Annotated in this window: 15 protein-coding genes; 8 read left to right on the forward strand and 7 right to left on the reverse strand. The window is 60.3% G+C overall.

Going from position 1 to position 15,863, the window contains the following annotated elements:
• Window positions 1-144 precede the first annotated feature (144 nt).
• From QRN33_RS21850 to QRN33_RS21860, 3 genes are read left to right on the forward strand one after another with little or no spacing between them, the layout of a single operon-like run.
• Window positions 145-804 (forward strand): paraquat-inducible protein A, encoded by a 660-nt coding sequence (locus QRN33_RS21850; RefSeq protein WP_042609676.1) that lies wholly within the window; start codon window positions 145-147, stop codon window positions 802-804.
• On the forward strand, window positions 791-1,414 hold the full coding sequence (locus QRN33_RS21855; RefSeq protein ID WP_064362100.1) for a paraquat-inducible protein A: 624 nt from the start codon (window positions 791-793) through the stop codon (window positions 1,412-1,414). Before QRN33_RS21850 ends, QRN33_RS21855 begins: the two co-directional genes overlap by 14 nt.
• Window positions 1,407-3,710: a PqiB family protein gene (locus QRN33_RS21860; RefSeq protein ID WP_285410064.1), complete on the forward strand. Its 2,304-nt coding sequence runs from the start codon at window positions 1,407-1,409 to the stop codon at window positions 3,708-3,710. Before QRN33_RS21855 ends, QRN33_RS21860 begins: the two co-directional genes overlap by 8 nt.
• A gap of 179 nt (window positions 3,711-3,889) precedes the next feature.
• Here QRN33_RS21860 and mksF read toward each other — a convergent pair whose 3' ends face one another.
• From mksF to mksB, 3 genes are read right to left on the reverse strand one after another with little or no spacing between them, the layout of a single operon-like run.
• The gene (mksF, locus tag QRN33_RS21865; protein WP_039761238.1) at window positions 3,890-6,730 is read right to left on the reverse strand and encodes an Mks condensin complex protein MksF; all 2,841 of its coding nucleotides are present in this window, start codon (window positions 6,728-6,730) and stop codon (window positions 3,890-3,892) included.
• The gene (mksE, locus tag QRN33_RS21870; RefSeq protein WP_016773189.1) at window positions 6,727-7,428 is read right to left on the reverse strand and encodes an Mks condensin complex protein MksE; all 702 of its coding nucleotides are present in this window, start codon (window positions 7,426-7,428) and stop codon (window positions 6,727-6,729) included. The genes mksF and mksE overlap by 4 nt, the downstream gene beginning before the upstream one ends.
• A complete protein-coding gene (gene mksB, locus QRN33_RS21875) occupies window positions 7,418-8,698 on the reverse strand; it encodes an Mks condensin complex protein MksB (protein WP_185054091.1) in 1,281 nt (426 codons plus the stop codon). Before mksB ends, mksE begins: the two co-directional genes overlap by 11 nt.
• A gap of 242 nt (window positions 8,699-8,940) precedes the next feature.
• Here mksB and QRN33_RS21880 point away from each other — a divergent pair, with 242 nt between their 5' ends.
• Window positions 8,941-9,687, forward strand: a complete 747-nt coding sequence (locus tag QRN33_RS21880) for an energy transducer TonB (RefSeq protein WP_116658624.1) — start codon at window positions 8,941-8,943, stop codon at window positions 9,685-9,687.
• Window positions 9,680-10,132 (forward strand): ribosomal protein S18-alanine N-acetyltransferase, encoded by a 453-nt coding sequence (gene rimI, locus QRN33_RS21885; RefSeq protein WP_064362104.1) that lies wholly within the window; start codon window positions 9,680-9,682, stop codon window positions 10,130-10,132. The genes QRN33_RS21880 and rimI overlap by 8 nt, the downstream gene beginning before the upstream one ends.
• A gap of 99 nt (window positions 10,133-10,231) precedes the next feature.
• On the opposite strand, the gene QRN33_RS21890 is transcribed toward rimI, so the two are convergent.
• A complete protein-coding gene (locus QRN33_RS21890) occupies window positions 10,232-10,636 on the reverse strand; it encodes a serine kinase/phosphatase (RefSeq protein WP_116658621.1) in 405 nt (134 codons plus the stop codon).
• 140 nt (window positions 10,637-10,776) lie between these two features.
• Between QRN33_RS21890 and can the strand changes: the two genes are divergently transcribed.
• A complete protein-coding gene (can, locus tag QRN33_RS21895) occupies window positions 10,777-11,421 on the forward strand; it encodes a carbonate dehydratase (RefSeq protein WP_039761245.1) in 645 nt (214 codons plus the stop codon).
• A 9-nt stretch (window positions 11,422-11,430) separates the two neighbouring features.
• Here can and QRN33_RS21900 read toward each other — a convergent pair whose 3' ends face one another.
• Window positions 11,431-11,955 carry an SET domain-containing protein gene (locus QRN33_RS21900; RefSeq protein WP_285410067.1) on the reverse strand — a complete coding sequence of 175 codons (525 nt, stop codon included), beginning with the start codon at window positions 11,953-11,955 and terminating at the stop codon, window positions 11,431-11,433.
• A 175-nt stretch (window positions 11,956-12,130) separates the two neighbouring features.
• Window positions 12,131-13,303 carry a hypothetical protein gene (locus QRN33_RS21905; RefSeq protein ID WP_116658622.1) on the reverse strand — a complete coding sequence of 391 codons (1,173 nt, stop codon included), beginning with the start codon at window positions 13,301-13,303 and terminating at the stop codon, window positions 12,131-12,133.
• A 216-nt stretch (window positions 13,304-13,519) separates the two neighbouring features.
• On the opposite strand from QRN33_RS21905, the gene QRN33_RS21910 reads away from it, so the two are divergent.
• Both QRN33_RS21910 and QRN33_RS21915 read left to right on the forward strand, forming a co-directional pair.
• Window positions 13,520-13,810 carry a nucleotidyltransferase family protein gene (locus QRN33_RS21910; protein ID WP_042609686.1) on the forward strand — a complete coding sequence of 97 codons (291 nt, stop codon included), beginning with the start codon at window positions 13,520-13,522 and terminating at the stop codon, window positions 13,808-13,810.
• A complete protein-coding gene (locus QRN33_RS21915) occupies window positions 13,807-14,151 on the forward strand; it encodes a HepT-like ribonuclease domain-containing protein (RefSeq protein ID WP_285410070.1) in 345 nt (114 codons plus the stop codon). The genes QRN33_RS21910 and QRN33_RS21915 overlap by 4 nt, the downstream gene beginning before the upstream one ends.
• A gap of 36 nt (window positions 14,152-14,187) precedes the next feature.
• Here the strand turns inward: QRN33_RS21915 and QRN33_RS21920 are convergent, their stop codons facing one another.
• A complete protein-coding gene (locus QRN33_RS21920; protein WP_042609688.1) occupies window positions 14,188-15,606 on the reverse strand; it encodes a short-chain fatty acid transporter in 1,419 nt (472 codons plus the stop codon).
• Between the last annotated feature and the right edge of the window lie 257 nt (window positions 15,607-15,863).

The raw sequence follows: 15,863 nt of genomic DNA on the forward strand, positions 1-15,863 counted from the left end.
AATTCCGAAACCCCAATTGCGAAAGCAGTTGGGGTTTTGTTTTGCCTGCAAGAAAGTTTTGAGAGCTGCGGTGAACAAAATTGCACAGTTATTTTCGAATCAGAACACTAGAATAGCCCCATCTTTTTCGGAGTCAGAGCCTGTATGTCAGAATCGGTTGACGCCCCCGGGCTGTCAGATTTACCGCTGGAAGACTTGATAGCCTGTCACGAGTGCGACCTGCTGATGCGCAAGCCGACACTTGCCCATGGTGAGAAAGCTCTCTGCCCGCGCTGCGGCTACGAGTTGTATGCGCACCGCCACAATGTGGTGCAGCGCAGCCTCGCCTTGGTGATTGCCGCGTTATTACTTTACGTACCGGCAAACTTTTTACCCATCATGCAACTCAATATCCTCGGGCAATCGTCACAGGATACGGTGTGGAGTGGCGTGGTCGGTCTGTTCAATACCGATATGCAAGGAGTGTCGATTGTCGTCTTCCTCTGCAGTATGGCGATACCGTTGCTCAAGTTGCTGTGCCAGCTGTTTGTACTACTGACGATTCGCTTCAATGTCGGCCGCGGCTATGGCTTGCTGCTCTATCGTATTTACCACCACCTCAGAGACTGGGGCATGCTCGAGGTCTACCTCATGGGCGTCCTCGTTGCGATCGTGAAGCTGGCAGATATGGCAGCGATCACCGTCGGCCTCGGGCTGGCATGTTTTATTGGCTTGTTGTTGGTGCAAGTCTGGCTGGAGGTGGTGATGTCACCGCATCAGATCTGGCAGGCATTATCAGGAGAGGATGCCCATGCGGGCGATTGATGCGGGCATTCTGGTGTGCACCGAATGCCACGAGCTGAACAGGCAGGACGCTGACGTCGATGAGCAAAACTGCAGCCGTTGCGGCGCTCAGGTTCACGCTCGCCGACCGAACAGCCTGACCCGAACCTGGGCGCTGTTGATCACGGCAGCCATCATCTATATCCCGGCGAATGTCCTGCCGATCATGACGGTCAGTTCTCTGGGCCAGGGTGATCCGAGCACCATCATGTCCGGGGTGATTCAACTGGTGCAGCACGGCATGATTCCGATCGCCGCCGTAGTGTTCATTGCCAGTATTCTGGTGCCGACCTTCAAACTGGTCGGCATCGCGTTGTTGCTGTTTTCCGTGCAGCGCCGGCAGCCATTGTCGGCCCGTCAACGCATCTGGATGTACCGTTTCATCGAGTTCATCGGCCGTTGGTCGATGCTCGATATTTTTGTGATCGCCATTCTCGTGGCGGTCGTCAACTTCGGCCGGATAGCCAGTGTCGAAGCCAATCTGGGCGCCGTCGCCTTCGCCACTGTGGTGATTCTGACGATGCTCGCCGCAGTAACTTTCGATCCCCGACTGATTTGGGATAACACGGAGTCGGACGACGACCATGACTGATTTGCCTGTAGCGAAAACCCGACCGGCTTCGAACTGGTCGGCTATTTGGGTGCTGCCTCTGATTGCGCTGATCATCGGCGGCTGGCTCGGCTGGCGTGCCTGGTCGGAAACCGGCATCGAGATTCAGGTACGTTTTGAAAGTGGCGAAGGTATCCAGGTCAACAAGACTGAAGTGGTCTACAAAGGCATGCCGGTCGGCAAGGTCAAGACGCTCAAGCTCGACGATGAAGGCAACTCCAAAGGAGTGATCGCTACCATCGAAATGAACAAGGATGTCGAGCAGTACCTGAAAACCAGTACGCGGTTCTGGCTGGTCAAACCGAGCGTGACCCTGGCCGGTATCACCGGGCTGGAAACCTTGGTCTCGGGTAATTACGTGGCGATCAGTCCTGGAGAGGGCGAACCGGTACGCAAGTTCAAGGCACTCGCCGAAGAGCCGCCACTGTCCGACGCCAAGCCCGGTCTGCACCTGACCATCAAGGCCGATCGCCTCGGCTCTTTGAATCGCGGCAGCCCGGTGTTCTACAAGCAGATCAAGGTCGGCCAGGTGAAAAGCTATGTGCTTTCCGAGGATCAGAGCACCGTTGAACTGAAGGTATTCATCGAGCCGACCTACGCCAAACTGGTGCGCAAACATACACGTTTCTGGAACGCCAGCGGCATCAGCATCGACGCCAACCTCTCCGGTGTGAAAGTGCGCAGCGAATCCCTGGCCAGCATCGTCGCTGGCGGTATCGCCTTCGCGACACCGGAGAATCGCAAGGACAGCCCGCCGACCGACCCGAGCCTGCCGTTCCGTCTCTATGAGGATTTCGACGCCGCCGCTGCCGGGATTCGCGTGAAGGTCAAACTCAGCGACTTCGAAGGCCTGCAGGCCGGTCGCACGCCGGTGATGTACAAAGGCATTCAGGTCGGCAACCTGAAAGCGCTGAAGGTCGATCCGGACCTGAACAGCGCGACAGCCGAGCTGACTCTGGATCCGCTGGCTGAGGACTACCTGGTGGAGGGCACGCAGTTCTGGGTGGTCAAACCATCGATTTCCCTGGCCGGCATCACTGGCCTCGAAGCACTTGTGAAAGGAAACTACATCGCCGTGCGTCCGGGCGATAAGGGCGCTGCGCCGAAGCGCGAGTTCGAGGCGCGGCCAAAAGCGCCGCCGCTGGATCTGCGTTCGCCGGGGCTGCATTTGGTACTGTTCACTGATTCGCTGGGCTCGATCGACGTCGGCAGCCCGATTCTGTACAAGCAGGTCAAGGTCGGTTCTGTGCAGAGCTACCAGTTCTCCAGAACCAAAAAGCAACTGGTCATTGGCGTGCATATCGAGAAGGAATACGAAAACCTGGTCAACGCTTCGACCCGTTTCTGGAACGTCAGCGGCATCACCCTCACGGGTGGCTTGACCGGCGGGATTCAGGTGAAGAGTGAATCCCTGCAGACCCTGATGGCTGGCGGTATCGCATTCGAAACGCCGCAGGCCAATGCGCCGTTGAAGAAACGCATCCCGCGCTTCCGTCTGTACGCCGATCACGACGAGGCGAACAAGAAAGGCGCAGTGGTGACCATCAAAGTCGATCGCGCCGACGGTTTGAGCAGCGGTACGCCGGTGCGTTTCAAGGGGCTGGATGTCGGCAAGATTGAAAGCGTCGATCTTACCGATGACATGCAGTCAGTGATCCTCACCGCGCGCATCACCGAAGTGCCGGAGAAGATTGCCCGAATCGGCAGTCAGTTCTGGGTGGTCAAGCCGGAACTGGGTCTGATCAAGACGCAGAACCTGGAAACACTGGTCACCGGTAAGTACATCGAAGTCCAGCCAGCGGCGAAGAATCTCGGCCCGCAGAAGAACTTCGTTGCCTTGGCCGAGGCGCCGGAAGTCACTAAACAGGAAGCCGGTTTGAGTCTGGTGTTGAGCGCCGCACGTCGCGGTTCGCTGAAGCCCGGCGTACCAGTGACTTACCGTGAAATCACCGTCGGCAAGGTCACCGGTTATGAGTTGGGCCAGACGGCTGACCGGGTGTTGGTGCACATCCTGATCGAGCCGAAGTACGCGCCACTGGTGCGCAGCGGCAGCCGCTTCTGGAACACCAGCGGCGTGGGCTTCGATTACGGGTTGTTCAAGGGCGTGACGGTGCGAACCGAGTCGCTGGAGACACTGATTCAGGGCGGCATCGCCTTCGCCACACCGGAGGGCGAGCGCATGGGCAGTCCGGCGCGGGCCGAGCAGACGTTCCCGCTGTTCGACAAGTTCGAGGAAGAATGGCTGACCTGGGCGCCGAAGATTCAGCTTGGTAAATAGTGGCGTCTGTTGAGACGTCTTCGCGAGCAGGCTCGCTCCCACAGGGGAAACGCATTCCAACTGTGGGAGCGAGCCTGCTCGCGAAGGGGCCAGTCAAATCAACACAAAATCCAAGGGATAAAAAAGGGCCGCGATCCCATCAGATCGCGGCCCTTTTTATTGCCTTCAGCTAAAGCCGATCAAACCGCATCCAGCTCCGGCTCATCCGCTTGCACATTCAGCGTGGCCTTGACCACATCATGGCGGCGGATGTACTTCCAGTCCGCTTCATCAATGTAGATCCCCGCCGGACCGCTGCCGCCTTCCAGGTCGATCGCGACACTGGCGCAGACCTGCGGCTTGACGCTCGCCAGGATCGGCACGAAGCCCAGTTGCAGGCTGGTTTCCAGCAACGCTGCCTGGTTCTTCTCGTCGATGTCCGCTGCCTCGTCGAGGTAGTACGGCAGACGCACACGACCGGCCAGATCGCGATCCATCAAGTGCAGCAACAGATACATGTTGGTCAGCGCCTTGATGGTCATGGTCGTGCCGTTGGAGGCGGCGCCGTCGATGTCGGTGTGGATGACCGGTTGGCCATTGACCTTGGTGATCTCGAAGGCCAGTTCGAACAAATCCTTGAGACCGAGCTGGTTGTGGTTCGCCGCCACCAGCCGCGCCAGGTATTCCTTGGCCTCTTCGTTCTTGTTGTCCTGTTCGGCACTCTGGCTCAGGTCGAACACCGACAGGGTTTCGCCTTCCTCGTATTGGCCGGCGCTGTGGATGATCTGGTCGATGTGCTTGAGCGCTTCCTTGTTCGGCGCGAGGACAATACGGAAGCTTTGCAGGTTGGAGACCTGACGCTTGTTGATCTCGCGGTTGAACAGCGCCAATTGGTGCTCGAGGCTGTCGTAGTCGCTGCGAATGTTGCGCAGGGTGCGGGCGATGTCGGTGACCGCTGCGCGCCGCGCCTTGCCCAAGGTCAGGGCTTCATCGGTGCGGTGCGCGTAAGCGTTGATCAGCAGTGACAGACGGCGCTCCATGTCGTCTTCGCTGTCGAACTTGGCCACACCTTTGAGGCGCACCTGCGCGTACAGCGCTTCGATCTGGCCATCGGCACGCAGCAGGCCCTGCCAGCTGTCCTGATAGTCGTTGAGCAGTGGCAGCAGGTTGTCCATCGAGTCATCGACCGGATCCATGAACGGTGTACCGAATGGCAGATCCGCTGGCAGCAACTGACGACGGCGCAAGGCATCGTCGAGCGTGCGTTGCTTGGCCTCCATATCGGCGATCTGCCGGCCGACCAATTGCAGCTTGGCCGACAGTTGCTGGACGCGCTCGGTGAAGGCATCGCTGGAGCGCTTGAGTTCGTCCTGCGCGGCTTCCATCTGCGCCAGTTGCTCGAGCTTGTCGCCTTCTTCGGCGCTCAGCGTCTGGGTGCGACGGAAATCTTCCAGCGCCTTCTGTGCGTCCAGTACCTGCTGGTACAGCGCTTCCGTCTGGGTCTTGCTCGCGGCACGGTCGGCGGCCACGGCTTGCTGGGTTTTCAGTTGCTTGAGCTCTTTTTCCAGACGCTCTTTCTGATCGCGCAACGCGGCGCGGTCGGCCAAAGCCTGCAAGGCCGGCGGCTCGATGTGCGAGATGTCGATGGAGAGGCCCGGCACTTCGAAGCGCTCGCCTTTGAAGCCATCGAGAATCAGCTCGACCGATTTGACCCACTCGCCGTTCTCGTCGAGGGTGATGCCGTGCTCGCCCAGCGGCAGGCTGAACAGCGCGCTGTTGAACAGACGCATCAGGCGCTCGACGTCCTGTTGCGAGAACTCCTCGCGCAGGCGGGCGTAGCTGTTGTTGTCGGCGTGATCGAGTTGCTGCTTCACCGACTTCAGGCGTTTTTCCAGATCACGCAAACGCTCTTCCAGATCTTCGGCACTGAACTGCCGCGACTGTGCCAAGGCCCCCGCCAATTCGTCGTGGGCATCCTTGGCGGCGAGTAATTGTTGCTCAAGCACCTTGACGTCATCGACCAAGGCGAAGCGGTTCTTCAGCACCGACAGCTCGCCAAGCCAGCGCTGAATGCCGGAAATTTCCCGCTCCAGACGCATCAGTTCCTGGGTGCCGCCGCGCTGATCGTTTTGCAGATCGTCCTGTTCGCGACGGTAGTGCTCGGCCTGAATCGTCAGCTCTTCCTTGCGCGCAGTGGCGTAGTCCGACCAGGTGCCGAGCAAGGAATCGAGCAGCGGCGACAGGCGATGCAGTTTGCCGCGCAGCACGTCACGCTGTTTCACGCCGTTGGCCAGCGCCTCGACCAATGGGCCGGCGGCGACGAGCGAGTTGTAGTCCTGTTCCATACGACGCACATCGCGGAAGGCTTCTTCGCACGCGGCGATGTAGTCGACGCTGCCCGAACGCAGGCTGTGCTCGAAGGCATCGAGGAACAGTTGCTTGAGCTTGGCCGCGGTGATTTCGCGCATGTGCAGCAGGTTGATGAACAACGCGCGGAAGGTCTTCAGGCTCTGCTCGCTGGTGGAGCGCAGCGGGATCAGCGTCAGGTCGAGCGGGATCGATGTGTGACCGCCCACCAGCAAGCGACGCAACTCGTCGGGCTTGAGTTCGTAAGCTTTCAGGCCTTCTTTTTCGAGATTGCTGAACAGTTCTTTCTGGCGCAGACAGGTGTCGTTTTTCTGGTAGTGGGCCAGATCGAGCTTGCCGGCATAGGCGAAGAACTGGTGACCGAAACCACCGCCAGGGCCGCGACCGACCACACCGATCACGTGCGGGCCGTGGGGCAGGTTGACTTCGACGAGGATGTAACTGGTATCGGAAGCGAAGTAGAAGCGCCGCGATTGTTCGAGGCTGTACTTGCCGAAACTCATGTCCGACATACGCGCCAGAATCGGGAACTGCAAAGCGTTGATCGACGCCGACTTACCGAGGTTGTTCGCGCCGTAGACCGACAGCGGTTCTTCCAGCGGGAACAGGCCGAGGCTGTAACCGGCGGTGTTCAAAAGGGCAAAGCGGCGGATGCCGTAGCGTTCCTGGCTCATGCGTCGGACTCCTGTTCTTCGGCAATGGCGCGGGCCAGTGCATCTTCTTCGCTTTCTTCTTCAAACTCGCTGAGATCGAGTGGATCGTCGGTTTCGAGGAATTTGGCTTCGGCTTCTTCGTCGATCAGCACCGGTGCCGGCAGCGGCAGAACGCTGTGCACGCTGGCCGCCAGATCGCGGTCCTGCTGCACCGACAGACACACATCGAGGAAACGATGCATCGGCGGCAGGAAGCGGTAGACACCGTTTTCTTCGCCGGCGAAACCGAGCTGGGTCATGCGGCGCATGATTTTTTCTTCGAGTTCTTCGACGGTCTGCACTTCGGCCTGAATGAACAGGTCGCGGTATTTATCCAGCAACGACGGCAACTCTTCGCGGCCGAGGCTGCCGCCATCGAGCACGGCGATCGGGTCGCGGCCCTGATCGGCCAGGTGCTCGACGAGGATGAAGGTGAACAGCGCCAGACGCTGGGCGGTCTTGTTCACTGCCGCGGCGGCCATGTCCGGCACGAAGTAGTAGAAACCACGGGTGTCGCAGACCAGTTCAAAGCCCAGCGCCTTGAACAGCGTGCGGTACTGGTCCTGGAAATTCGACAGCTGTGCGTACAGCTCGGGATCGCGGCGGCTGACGTGGTAACCCTTGAACAACTCGCGGAAGATCGGCGCCAGTTGCGACAGTTCGGATAGATCAAGATGCATGGGGGATGCTCGCAGAATCCTCGGCGGCGTTATCGCTGGCCGAGAGCAGGGCGAAGGAGCGCAGGCTGACCTGGTGCTCGTGAGTGTGGTATTCGCGACGTTCCAGACGCTCGCGCTTGAAGCGTTTTTCCCGCGACAGGCGCGAGAACCAGTAAAGCAATTCGTCGGTGGCGCCGTCCGGTTCCTGCTCCAGCAGCCAGGTCATCAGGTCTGGCATCGGCAATGACTCTTCGCAACGATCGACCATCTCGCGCACGGTGCGTGGTGCACGCGGAGCGTCGCCAGCCTTCTGGGTTTTGTGCGCCTTGGGAAAGCGCGCCGGTTTCGGTTCGAAACGCGCCAGGGCGTAAACATAGGCTTCGACCTGACTGGCGCTGCCAAGGAAGGTGCTTTGCGGCCGGGTGAACAGTGGCATCGCCGCTTGCGGCACGGCGTCGATGCCTTTACGGCGAATTGCCGCCAGCGCCAGTGCGGCGCCGCGGGTCACGGCGTTATGCCGGCGCGCTTCTTCACGCAACGGCAGCAGCAGTTCGCGGGCATGACGCAGGGTCAATTGCGCGCTGGTCTGCATTTCGAGGATGCGCGCGTGGGTGCGCAGGAGCATGTCGTCATCGACCAGATGGCCGAGGCGCTGCTGTTCGCTGAGCATCTTCAGCAGCACGGTTTCGACCTTGCGCACGCCTTGTTCGAAGGCGCCGTCGGCGTTGACCAGATCGATCATCGGCTCGACGTATTCGTCCCACGTCGCCAGTACTTCGGCGTAACGCTGGCGCAGCGGAATCTGCCGGTCGCTGGTCTTCGCGCGTTCGGCCACGGCCACCAGCGCCTGCTCATCGTTGTCGAGTTTCTTCAGTACGTCGCGCACGCGCATGTCGAGCAAGCGCAACTGGCGGGCCAGGTCGTTGCCGTCTCGAACGTCGAACGCATCCTGGATGTAACCGGCCAGGCGCTCGAGATGCCGCAGGTAGGCTTCGATTTCCAGGCACAAGCCGAGGCGGTGTTCCCGGCGCAGGTAGGCGAGGAAGTCGTGGATCTGCGCGTTGAGCTCGAAACGGTTCGGGCTTTTCGCCACCGGAACGAGAATATCGAGGCGAATCCACACGTCGAGCAGGCTGGTGATGTCCTGCGGCGTGCTGTCGAGTTGTTGGGCGGCCAGTTGCGTGCGCAGTTCGTTGAGGCTCAGGGTGCCTTGGTCGAAGTGCTCGCACAGTGGCTCCAGAAGTGCCCAGTGTTCAGCGAGGGCGCGCAAGACGCGCTTGGGTTCGATCATCGGAATGGCCGGCTGGTTGGCGATTAAAAGCGGCGATTGTACTGCATCACAGGCGTGGCGATTCACTCTCGGGACGGGCTGTCGCATTCTTTGGCCAACACGTAGCGGCCCGTCGCATCGCAGGCCGTCGATCAACAGCGAGCGATCTTGTGCGAAGGGCGGTAGAATCAGCGCACTTTTCGTTATCCACAAGTGGCCGACCTTTGCTTATCGAGTCCCGCCGCCGCGCCTATCTGAACGCCATGCAGGTGGTCAACTGGTTGCCGCGCACCGAACTGCCTTTCGCCGCACCGTCGCGGCCCGAGCTGCTGGAGATGCCCGAGCCTGAGGTCGAGGTGCCGGTTGCGCCGGTGCCTCAGGCCGAAGCACCGGCGCAGCCTGCCGCGCGCCCGGCCGAGCGGCCGAAAATCGAAGTGCCGCGTCCGTCGCTGGCGAGCACCCGCAACGGCGCCAAACCGGTGGAAGAAGTCGACGAGACGCCGGTGGTGGTCAAGCCTGCGCCCGTGCCTCCGCCGCGTTTCGCCCTGCAACTGCTGCGTGCCGGACGGTGCCTGCTGCTGGTCGAGTTACCCACAGGCGAAGCGTTTCAAAGTCGCGATCCAGCCTACCTGCTGCTCAAGGACATGCTGCGCGCCGCCGGTCTGCCGGATGCGCCGCAGATCGTCGGCGAGCCGGTGCGCTGGCCGTGGCTCAATCGCGGCACGCTGGATCAGGGCCCGGAAGCGGCGCGCGACTTCGTGCAGGGTTTCCTCTCGGTCCAGATGGAAGCAGCACCCTGCGCCTGTTTATGGCTGATCGGTTTGCCGGCGGTGAAGTTTGCCGGGGAGGCGGACGCCGAAGCGTTCAATAGTGAATTGCAGATCGAAGGTCTGGGCCTGGCCTGGGCAATTCCCGGTCTGGAACTGTTAATGGAAGAGCCACAGCGCAAGGCTGCTGTGTGGCAAGCCATGCGTCGGCTGATGGCGCGCTGGAAACAATCCGATGAGTGAGGCTGTAACCTTTCGCCCGATGACCGAGGCGGACCTGGACGCTGTGCTGAAGATCGAATACGCCGCGTACAGCCATCCGTGGACCCGGGGGATCTTTCTCGATGGCCTGGGCAAATACCAGATCTGGCTGATGTTCGAAGGTCAGCAGCAAGTCGGCCATGGCGTGGTGCAGATCATTCTTGATGAGGCGCATCTGCTCAATATCACGGTCAAGCCGGAAAATCAGGGGCGTGGGTTGGGGTTGACGCTGCTTGAGCACCTGATGTCGATTGCCTACAAGGCTCAGGCTCGGGAATGTTTTCTGGAAGTGCGTGACAGTAATACGGCCGCTTTCAAATTGTACGAGCGTTATGGGTTCAACGAGATTGGCCGGCGTCGCGATTATTATCCGGCGGTGGGTGGGCGTGAGGATGCGGTGGTAATGGCCTGCACCCTGGTTGACTGAGGCTTAAAGGCATCGCGAGCAGGCTCACTCCTACAGGTGAGCGCGTTCCAATTGTAGGAGTGAGCCTGCTCGCGATAGCAATCCATCAGGCAACAACGATCACCGCTTGCCATCCAGCGGATCCAGATCCGCCAGTTCCGCCTCATCCAGCCCGTCACCGCCGCCGATGTCGTTTTCACCGACTTCGCTCAAATCCCAATCCGCTGGATTGCCCTCGCCGAGTTCATCGGCGTCACGCGCACCATCCTCGCGAATCAGCGTTTCCGGGCTCAGGTCATCGTCAGTCGGTTGGTGATCATCCACCGAAGCTCCAGTCATGCCCGCCTCGCGCACCCGCTCAGCCGGCATCAGCTGTTCACGTTCACGCTCGGGCAGCTCATCACCGATCTTCGCGCTGGGCTCTTCATCGTCGAAATCCAGCTCGTGCACCGAACCCATGCGGTCTTCGTTATCATCGATGGGTTCCGGTTGCACCGCATCATAAGGGCGTCGTGAATCAGTCATGGCAATTCCTCATACTGTGGGCCTTACTGAGTGGACTCACCGGGCGCGCGAGAATTCCAACGGAAACACTTTGCGCTGGCGGCGTGACTTCGACGGGTGGTCGTCTATCAAACCTGCGCATCTTTCTTGAGGCCTTATCCATGCACGATCTACAAGACTTGATTGATAACAACGAGCGTTGGGCTGACGCGATCACCAAGGAAGACCCGGATTTCTTCGCCAAACTGGCGCGTCAGCAGACTCCTGAATATCTATGGATAGGCTGTTCCGACGCACGGGTACCGGCCAACGAAATCGTCGGCATGCTCCCGGGTGATCTGTTCGTGCACCGCAACGTCGCCAACGTTGTCCTTCACACCGACCTCAACTGCCTGTCGGTGATCCAGTACGCCGTCGACGTGCTCAAGGTCAAACATATCCTCGTCACCGGCCACTATGGCTGCGGCGGCGTGCGCGCATCGATGCAGGACCGTCAGTTCGGCCTGATCGACGGCTGGCTGCGTTCGATCCGCGATCTGTACTACGAGAAACGTGAGGAACTGGCCAAGCTGGCGACCGAAGAAGAGCAGGTTGACCGGATGTGCGAACTCAATGTGATCCAGCAAGTGGCCAATGTCGCGCACACCAGCATCATCCAGAACGCCTGGCACCGCGGGCAGCCGCTGTCGATCCACGGCTGCATCTACGGCATCAAGGACGGCCGCTGGAAAAGTCTGAACACCACCATCAGTGGTTTCGAGCAACTGCCGCCGCAATACCGCTTGCGTCCGGTCGGTGCGCCGTAACCGCGGCGCTCAGCGCCGGCCTGCATGACGCCAGCGCTGTAAAAAGCGCTGGCCTTCAGGCGTGGGTGGTTCGTCGTAACCGGTGATCCAGCCACGGCAGCGCGGCGAGCCGCAATCGCAAGCGAACTGGCGCAGCAGCTTGTCTTCGGTCGATGCGTAATCAATGCTCAGGCGCTCGCCGCTGTGGATATCTTTCAAGGCCCACAGCCACAACTCACTCATGTCGAGAAATACATTCGGGTCGCAGGCGTGTTCAAGGACACCGCAAAAGCGCGGATCGTAAACGTGGATGCCGGATTGCAGCTGACGGGTCTGTCGACTGCGGTAGGGCAGTAACTGCCCGGAAACCCGGCACATTCGGCTGATGCGCAGAAACTCGCGGCGCGCGACCACCGCCGTGGCCATGCCCTGTTCGTCGCGGATGATCTGAAAGTCGTCGCAGGATGGAAAGCCCAGCCGCACGGGAAGTCCGACGAAGGGATATATGCCTTCGGTATCGCGGGGCGGGTGCCGGCCCATGGCTTGATTGTTCATAACGATCCTTGTTGGTGGGGAGTGCCTCCGGGTTGTGCCCATGCCTCGCCTGGCGATGCATGATTGGATCCAAGCGTCGCGCAATTGCCACATCAGGTCTACTGTCAAACCTGACAGGCGTGATCGACGTTATCCCGCGTCAGCATTGACTGACGCGGGGTCGCTCCAGCCAGGATTACAGAGCCGGTGCGGGCACAGCGGCCGCGGGCAGGGGCGCTTTCAACTGCTGCAGTTGTGTCTTGACCGGTGGCGTGGCGCACTTGGCAGCCGCTTCTTCGGCGTTGAGATCACGGATCGAGGTATAGAACAACTCGCAGGTTTTGACCTTCTGCGTCACCTGCCACGTTTGCGTGCAACTGCTCAGCGTGGCCTGCGCATCGCTGCCCGGTTTGCTGCCCATGCCGGCCTGCCAGCAGGCGGCGCTCAAATCCTGGCCCATGACTTTCAGGCCTGCCGCGTCAGCCTTGGCCTGGGCATCGTCGCCGGTATAGCTCTTCGAATCGGCGGCGTACCAGATGTAGCTCGGATGGTTGGAACCGAGCACCGGCACTTTCACCCCTTCGCTCGGACTGATGGTCGCCAGCCCGAGCACGCCCACCGTCGGGCCGTATTGCTCCTTGATCCAGTTACGCACCGGCGCACCAAACGCAACCATTGGCAGCGTCGTGCCGCTGGCGGTCTGGCTGAACTGCTTGACCAGCGTGGTCTGGTAATCCTTGAAGTAGTCGTAGACGTCCTCCAGATCACCGCCGGCATTGGACGGCGCGGCGATCGGGGCGATGTCGATGATGGTCTGGTAAGCCGGCGTCTGCTCGGCGGGGATGCCGTTATCGGTCAGCAAGGTTGCCCAGCGATCGGTGGTATTGGAGCGCAGGTAATCCTGCGCCTGCGTCAGCGAGTAATCCGGCGGGAAGTGCAGCAGCTCGACGCTTTTACGATTTTCCAGGGCCATGCCCAGCGGCAGGAACAGATACCAGCTATAGGCCCATTTGCCATCGGCATTCAGCTTGCTGGCGCCGGTAAAGGCCAGATCCCCGGCGTCCAGCAACGCTGACAGTGGCTTGTCGTAGCCATCGGGCACGCCGCTGATCTCGGCGTAAAGCTGATCGTTGTCGGTTTTCACCAGCACCTTGGCATCGGCGTAGCCATCGCGCTGCACGCTCTGGCTCAAGTAGTGAGCGACGGTCTGCTCCAGCGTCCAGTTACGGAAGCAGATCACGCTGCAATTGTTGGGGTAGGCGAAGAGGCGCGTGACGCGCTCGGTGCTGCCCAGTTTCACGTCGACATCGGCGTGGGCGGCGGCGCTTAGCGCGAGCGCGGTGAGGGTAAGTCCTGCTAGTTTGAGCATGCTCAGATCCTTTTCAGCGTGGGTTCCCCCCGATTTGGGGGCGCTTCATAGTGGATCAGTGGTGTTTGACAGAAAAGCGGTTGAGTGTGGATCCTTGCCTGAATGCGGTATTACCAGGCAGCGCACATATTGTTACGGCTGTGCCAACAAGCACGCTGCCTGGTGTGCGTCCGCACTGCTAGACTGCAGCGACATTGAATTTTCCAAGGGTGAGTCATGAAGCCTTCTACTGCTCTCGACATGCAAAGGTCCGCCGTCCGCGAAGTGATCGGGCGCTTTCGTGTGGCCAACCCGCGTGTATTTGGTTCAGCATTGCTGGGGACGGATCTGGACGGTAGCGATCTCGATCTGCTGGTTGACCCGCTGCCCGGCACGACGCTTTTTGATCTGGGCGGACTTCAGGTTGAGCTTGAAGACCTGCTGGGTGTTGCGGTCGAGGTGCTGACCCCCGGCGACCTGCCAGTGAAATTTCGTCAGCAGGTGCTTGATCAGGCGCGACCCGTATGAAAGAGAACCGGCGAGATGATTATCTTGAACATATTCGTCAGGCCGCGAGCGATGCGCTTATCTTCGTCGAGGGCCTGAACAAAGATGAATTCGCTGAAGATAAGAGAACGCAACAAGCGGTGATCATGAGCCTGATCATCATTGGAGAGGCAGCGACCAGGATCATGGATCGTTACCCTGAGCTCACTGTTGAAAACGCGCAGGTGCCGTGGCGCAGCATGCGTGGGATGCGTAATCGAATTGCTCACGGTTATTTCGATATCAATCTGGACGTTGTCTGGGAAACCGTTCAGGTTGCGTTGCCTGCACTGTTGAAGTCCCTTCCGACCGCTCAAGGTTGAATACGCCTGTCCGCAGACAGGCGTATTAAAGTTTACCTACGGCATCACCGGAGGCGTATACGCCAATGTCGTCCCCAGCGCCCACAGCAACAGCAGCACCAGCGGCGTGTGCACCAGCAGTTGCACGAACGAGAAGCCGATCAGGTCCCGCGCTTTCAACCCGAGCACGCCCAGCAGTGGCAGCATGTAAAACGGGTTGATCAGGTTCGGCAACGCTTCCGCCGCGTTGTAGATCTGCACCGCCCAGCCGAGGTGGTATTGCAGGTCGTTGGCGACTTGCATCACGTAGGGGGCTTCGATGATCCACTTGCCGCCGCCGGACGGGATGAAGAACCCGAGAATCGCCGAATACACCCCCATCAGCAGCGCATAGGTGTCGTGGGAGGCGATGCTGACGAAGAAGGTCGAAATGTGGTGCGCGAGGGTTTGCGCATCGGCGCCTTTGACCGTGGTCATCAGCGCGGCGATCGAGCCGTACAGCGGGAACTGGATCAACACGCCAGTGGTGGTCGGCACCGCACGGGCCACCGCATCGAGGAAGCTGCGCGGGCGCCAGTGCAACAGCGCGCCGAGCATGATGAACAGAAAGTTGTAAGTGTTCAGGCCGGAAATCGCGGTAATCGCCGGTTTGGTCGAGAACTCGTGGAACAGCCAACCCGCGGCCAGCAGCACCAGCACGATGATCAGCAACGGGCTGTGTTCCAGCCATTCGCCGGGGCGAGTGCGCGGTTGCAGCGGTGGCAGGTTGAAGGCCGGATCGATGCCACAGGCCTCGGCGTCGCGTGCCGAGTTCGGCCCGGGCGCGGTGGCGTAGGCGATGATGATCGAGATCACGATCAGCGCCAGCAGCATGACGCCGGACTGCCAGAGGAAAATGGTTTCGGTAAACGGGATCACGCCGGTGATCGACAGGATCGACGGCGGCAGGCTGCCGGGGTTGGCCTGCAGCTGTGCGGCCGAGGATGACAAGCCCAGCGCCCACACCGCGCCCAGACCTAGATACGCAGCGGCGCCGGCGGCGCGGTAATCCATCTTCAGATCGGTGCGACGGGCGAGGGCGCGCACCAGCAATCCGCCGAACACCAGCGACAGACCCCAGTTGAGCAAGGATGCAACCATCGAGATCAATGCCACCCAAGCCACGGCGGAACGGCCGTTCTTCGGGATGCGGGCGAGTTTGTCGATCAGTCTGACCGCAGGGGGTGAACTGGCGACGACATAGCCGCCGATCACCACAAAGGCCATCTGCATGGTGAACGGGATCAGGCTCCAGAAGCCGTCACCGAAGGCCATCGCCGCAGCGGTGGGTTTGGCGCCCATGGCCAGGGTGGCCAGGGCGACGATGATGACGGCCAGCGCGGCGAATACCCAGGAATCGGGAAACCAGCGTTCGGCAAAACTGGAACAGCGCAGGGCAAAGCGCGCGGAGCGGCTATCTTCGATATCAACGGCCACGGGATGTACCTCGGATTTTTATGGTTATTTTTGGTCTTCTGGCGAAATACAGATCCCGTGTAGGAGTGAGCCTGCTCGCGATAGAGCGCGTTCGTCACCATTTGTGTTGAATGTGACGGCGCTATCGCGAGCAGGCTCACTCCTACAGGGGGTCGCATTCGCCCGGCAGACAGGCCCTAACAGTAAATCAAGCGCAGCGCTTTTGTTGAGCAGGTTTTCGCAAACCGAGACTATGGTCTGACGGGTTGTCGATCCAC

The organism is Pseudomonas sp. FR229a (assembly GCF_030209115.1).
GTDB lineage: Bacteria > Pseudomonadota > Gammaproteobacteria > Pseudomonadales > Pseudomonadaceae > Aquipseudomonas > Aquipseudomonas moraviensis_A.

Coding starts and splice junctions, on each gene's coding strand:
- QRN33_RS21850 (WP_042609676.1), top strand. CDS start 145: ATGTCAGAATCGGTTGACGCCCCCGGGCTGTCAGATTTACCGCTGGAA.
- mksB (WP_185054091.1), bottom strand. CDS start 8,698: ATGATCGAACCCAAGCGCGTCTTGCGCGCCCTCGCTGAACACTGGGCA.
- QRN33_RS21860 (WP_285410064.1), top strand. CDS start 1,407: ATGACTGATTTGCCTGTAGCGAAAACCCGACCGGCTTCGAACTGGTCG.
- QRN33_RS21900 (WP_285410067.1), bottom strand. CDS start 11,955: ATGAACAATCAAGCCATGGGCCGGCACCCGCCCCGCGATACCGAAGGC.
- mksF (WP_039761238.1), bottom strand. CDS start 6,730: ATGAGCCAGGAACGCTACGGCATCCGCCGCTTTGCCCTTTTGAACACC.
- QRN33_RS21905 (WP_116658622.1), bottom strand. CDS start 13,303: ATGCTCAAACTAGCAGGACTTACCCTCACCGCGCTCGCGCTAAGCGCC.
- QRN33_RS21910 (WP_042609686.1), top strand. CDS start 13,520: ATGAAGCCTTCTACTGCTCTCGACATGCAAAGGTCCGCCGTCCGCGAA.
- QRN33_RS21890 (WP_116658621.1), bottom strand. CDS start 10,636: ATGACTGATTCACGACGCCCTTATGATGCGGTGCAACCGGAACCCATC.
- can (WP_039761245.1), top strand. CDS start 10,777: ATGCACGATCTACAAGACTTGATTGATAACAACGAGCGTTGGGCTGAC.
- rimI (WP_064362104.1), top strand. CDS start 9,680: ATGAGTGAGGCTGTAACCTTTCGCCCGATGACCGAGGCGGACCTGGAC.
- mksE (WP_016773189.1), bottom strand. CDS start 7,428: ATGCATCTTGATCTATCCGAACTGTCGCAACTGGCGCCGATCTTCCGC.
- QRN33_RS21855 (WP_064362100.1), top strand. CDS start 791: ATGCGGGCGATTGATGCGGGCATTCTGGTGTGCACCGAATGCCACGAG.
- QRN33_RS21915 (WP_285410070.1), top strand. CDS start 13,807: ATGAAAGAGAACCGGCGAGATGATTATCTTGAACATATTCGTCAGGCC.
- QRN33_RS21880 (WP_116658624.1), top strand. CDS start 8,941: ATGCAGGTGGTCAACTGGTTGCCGCGCACCGAACTGCCTTTCGCCGCA.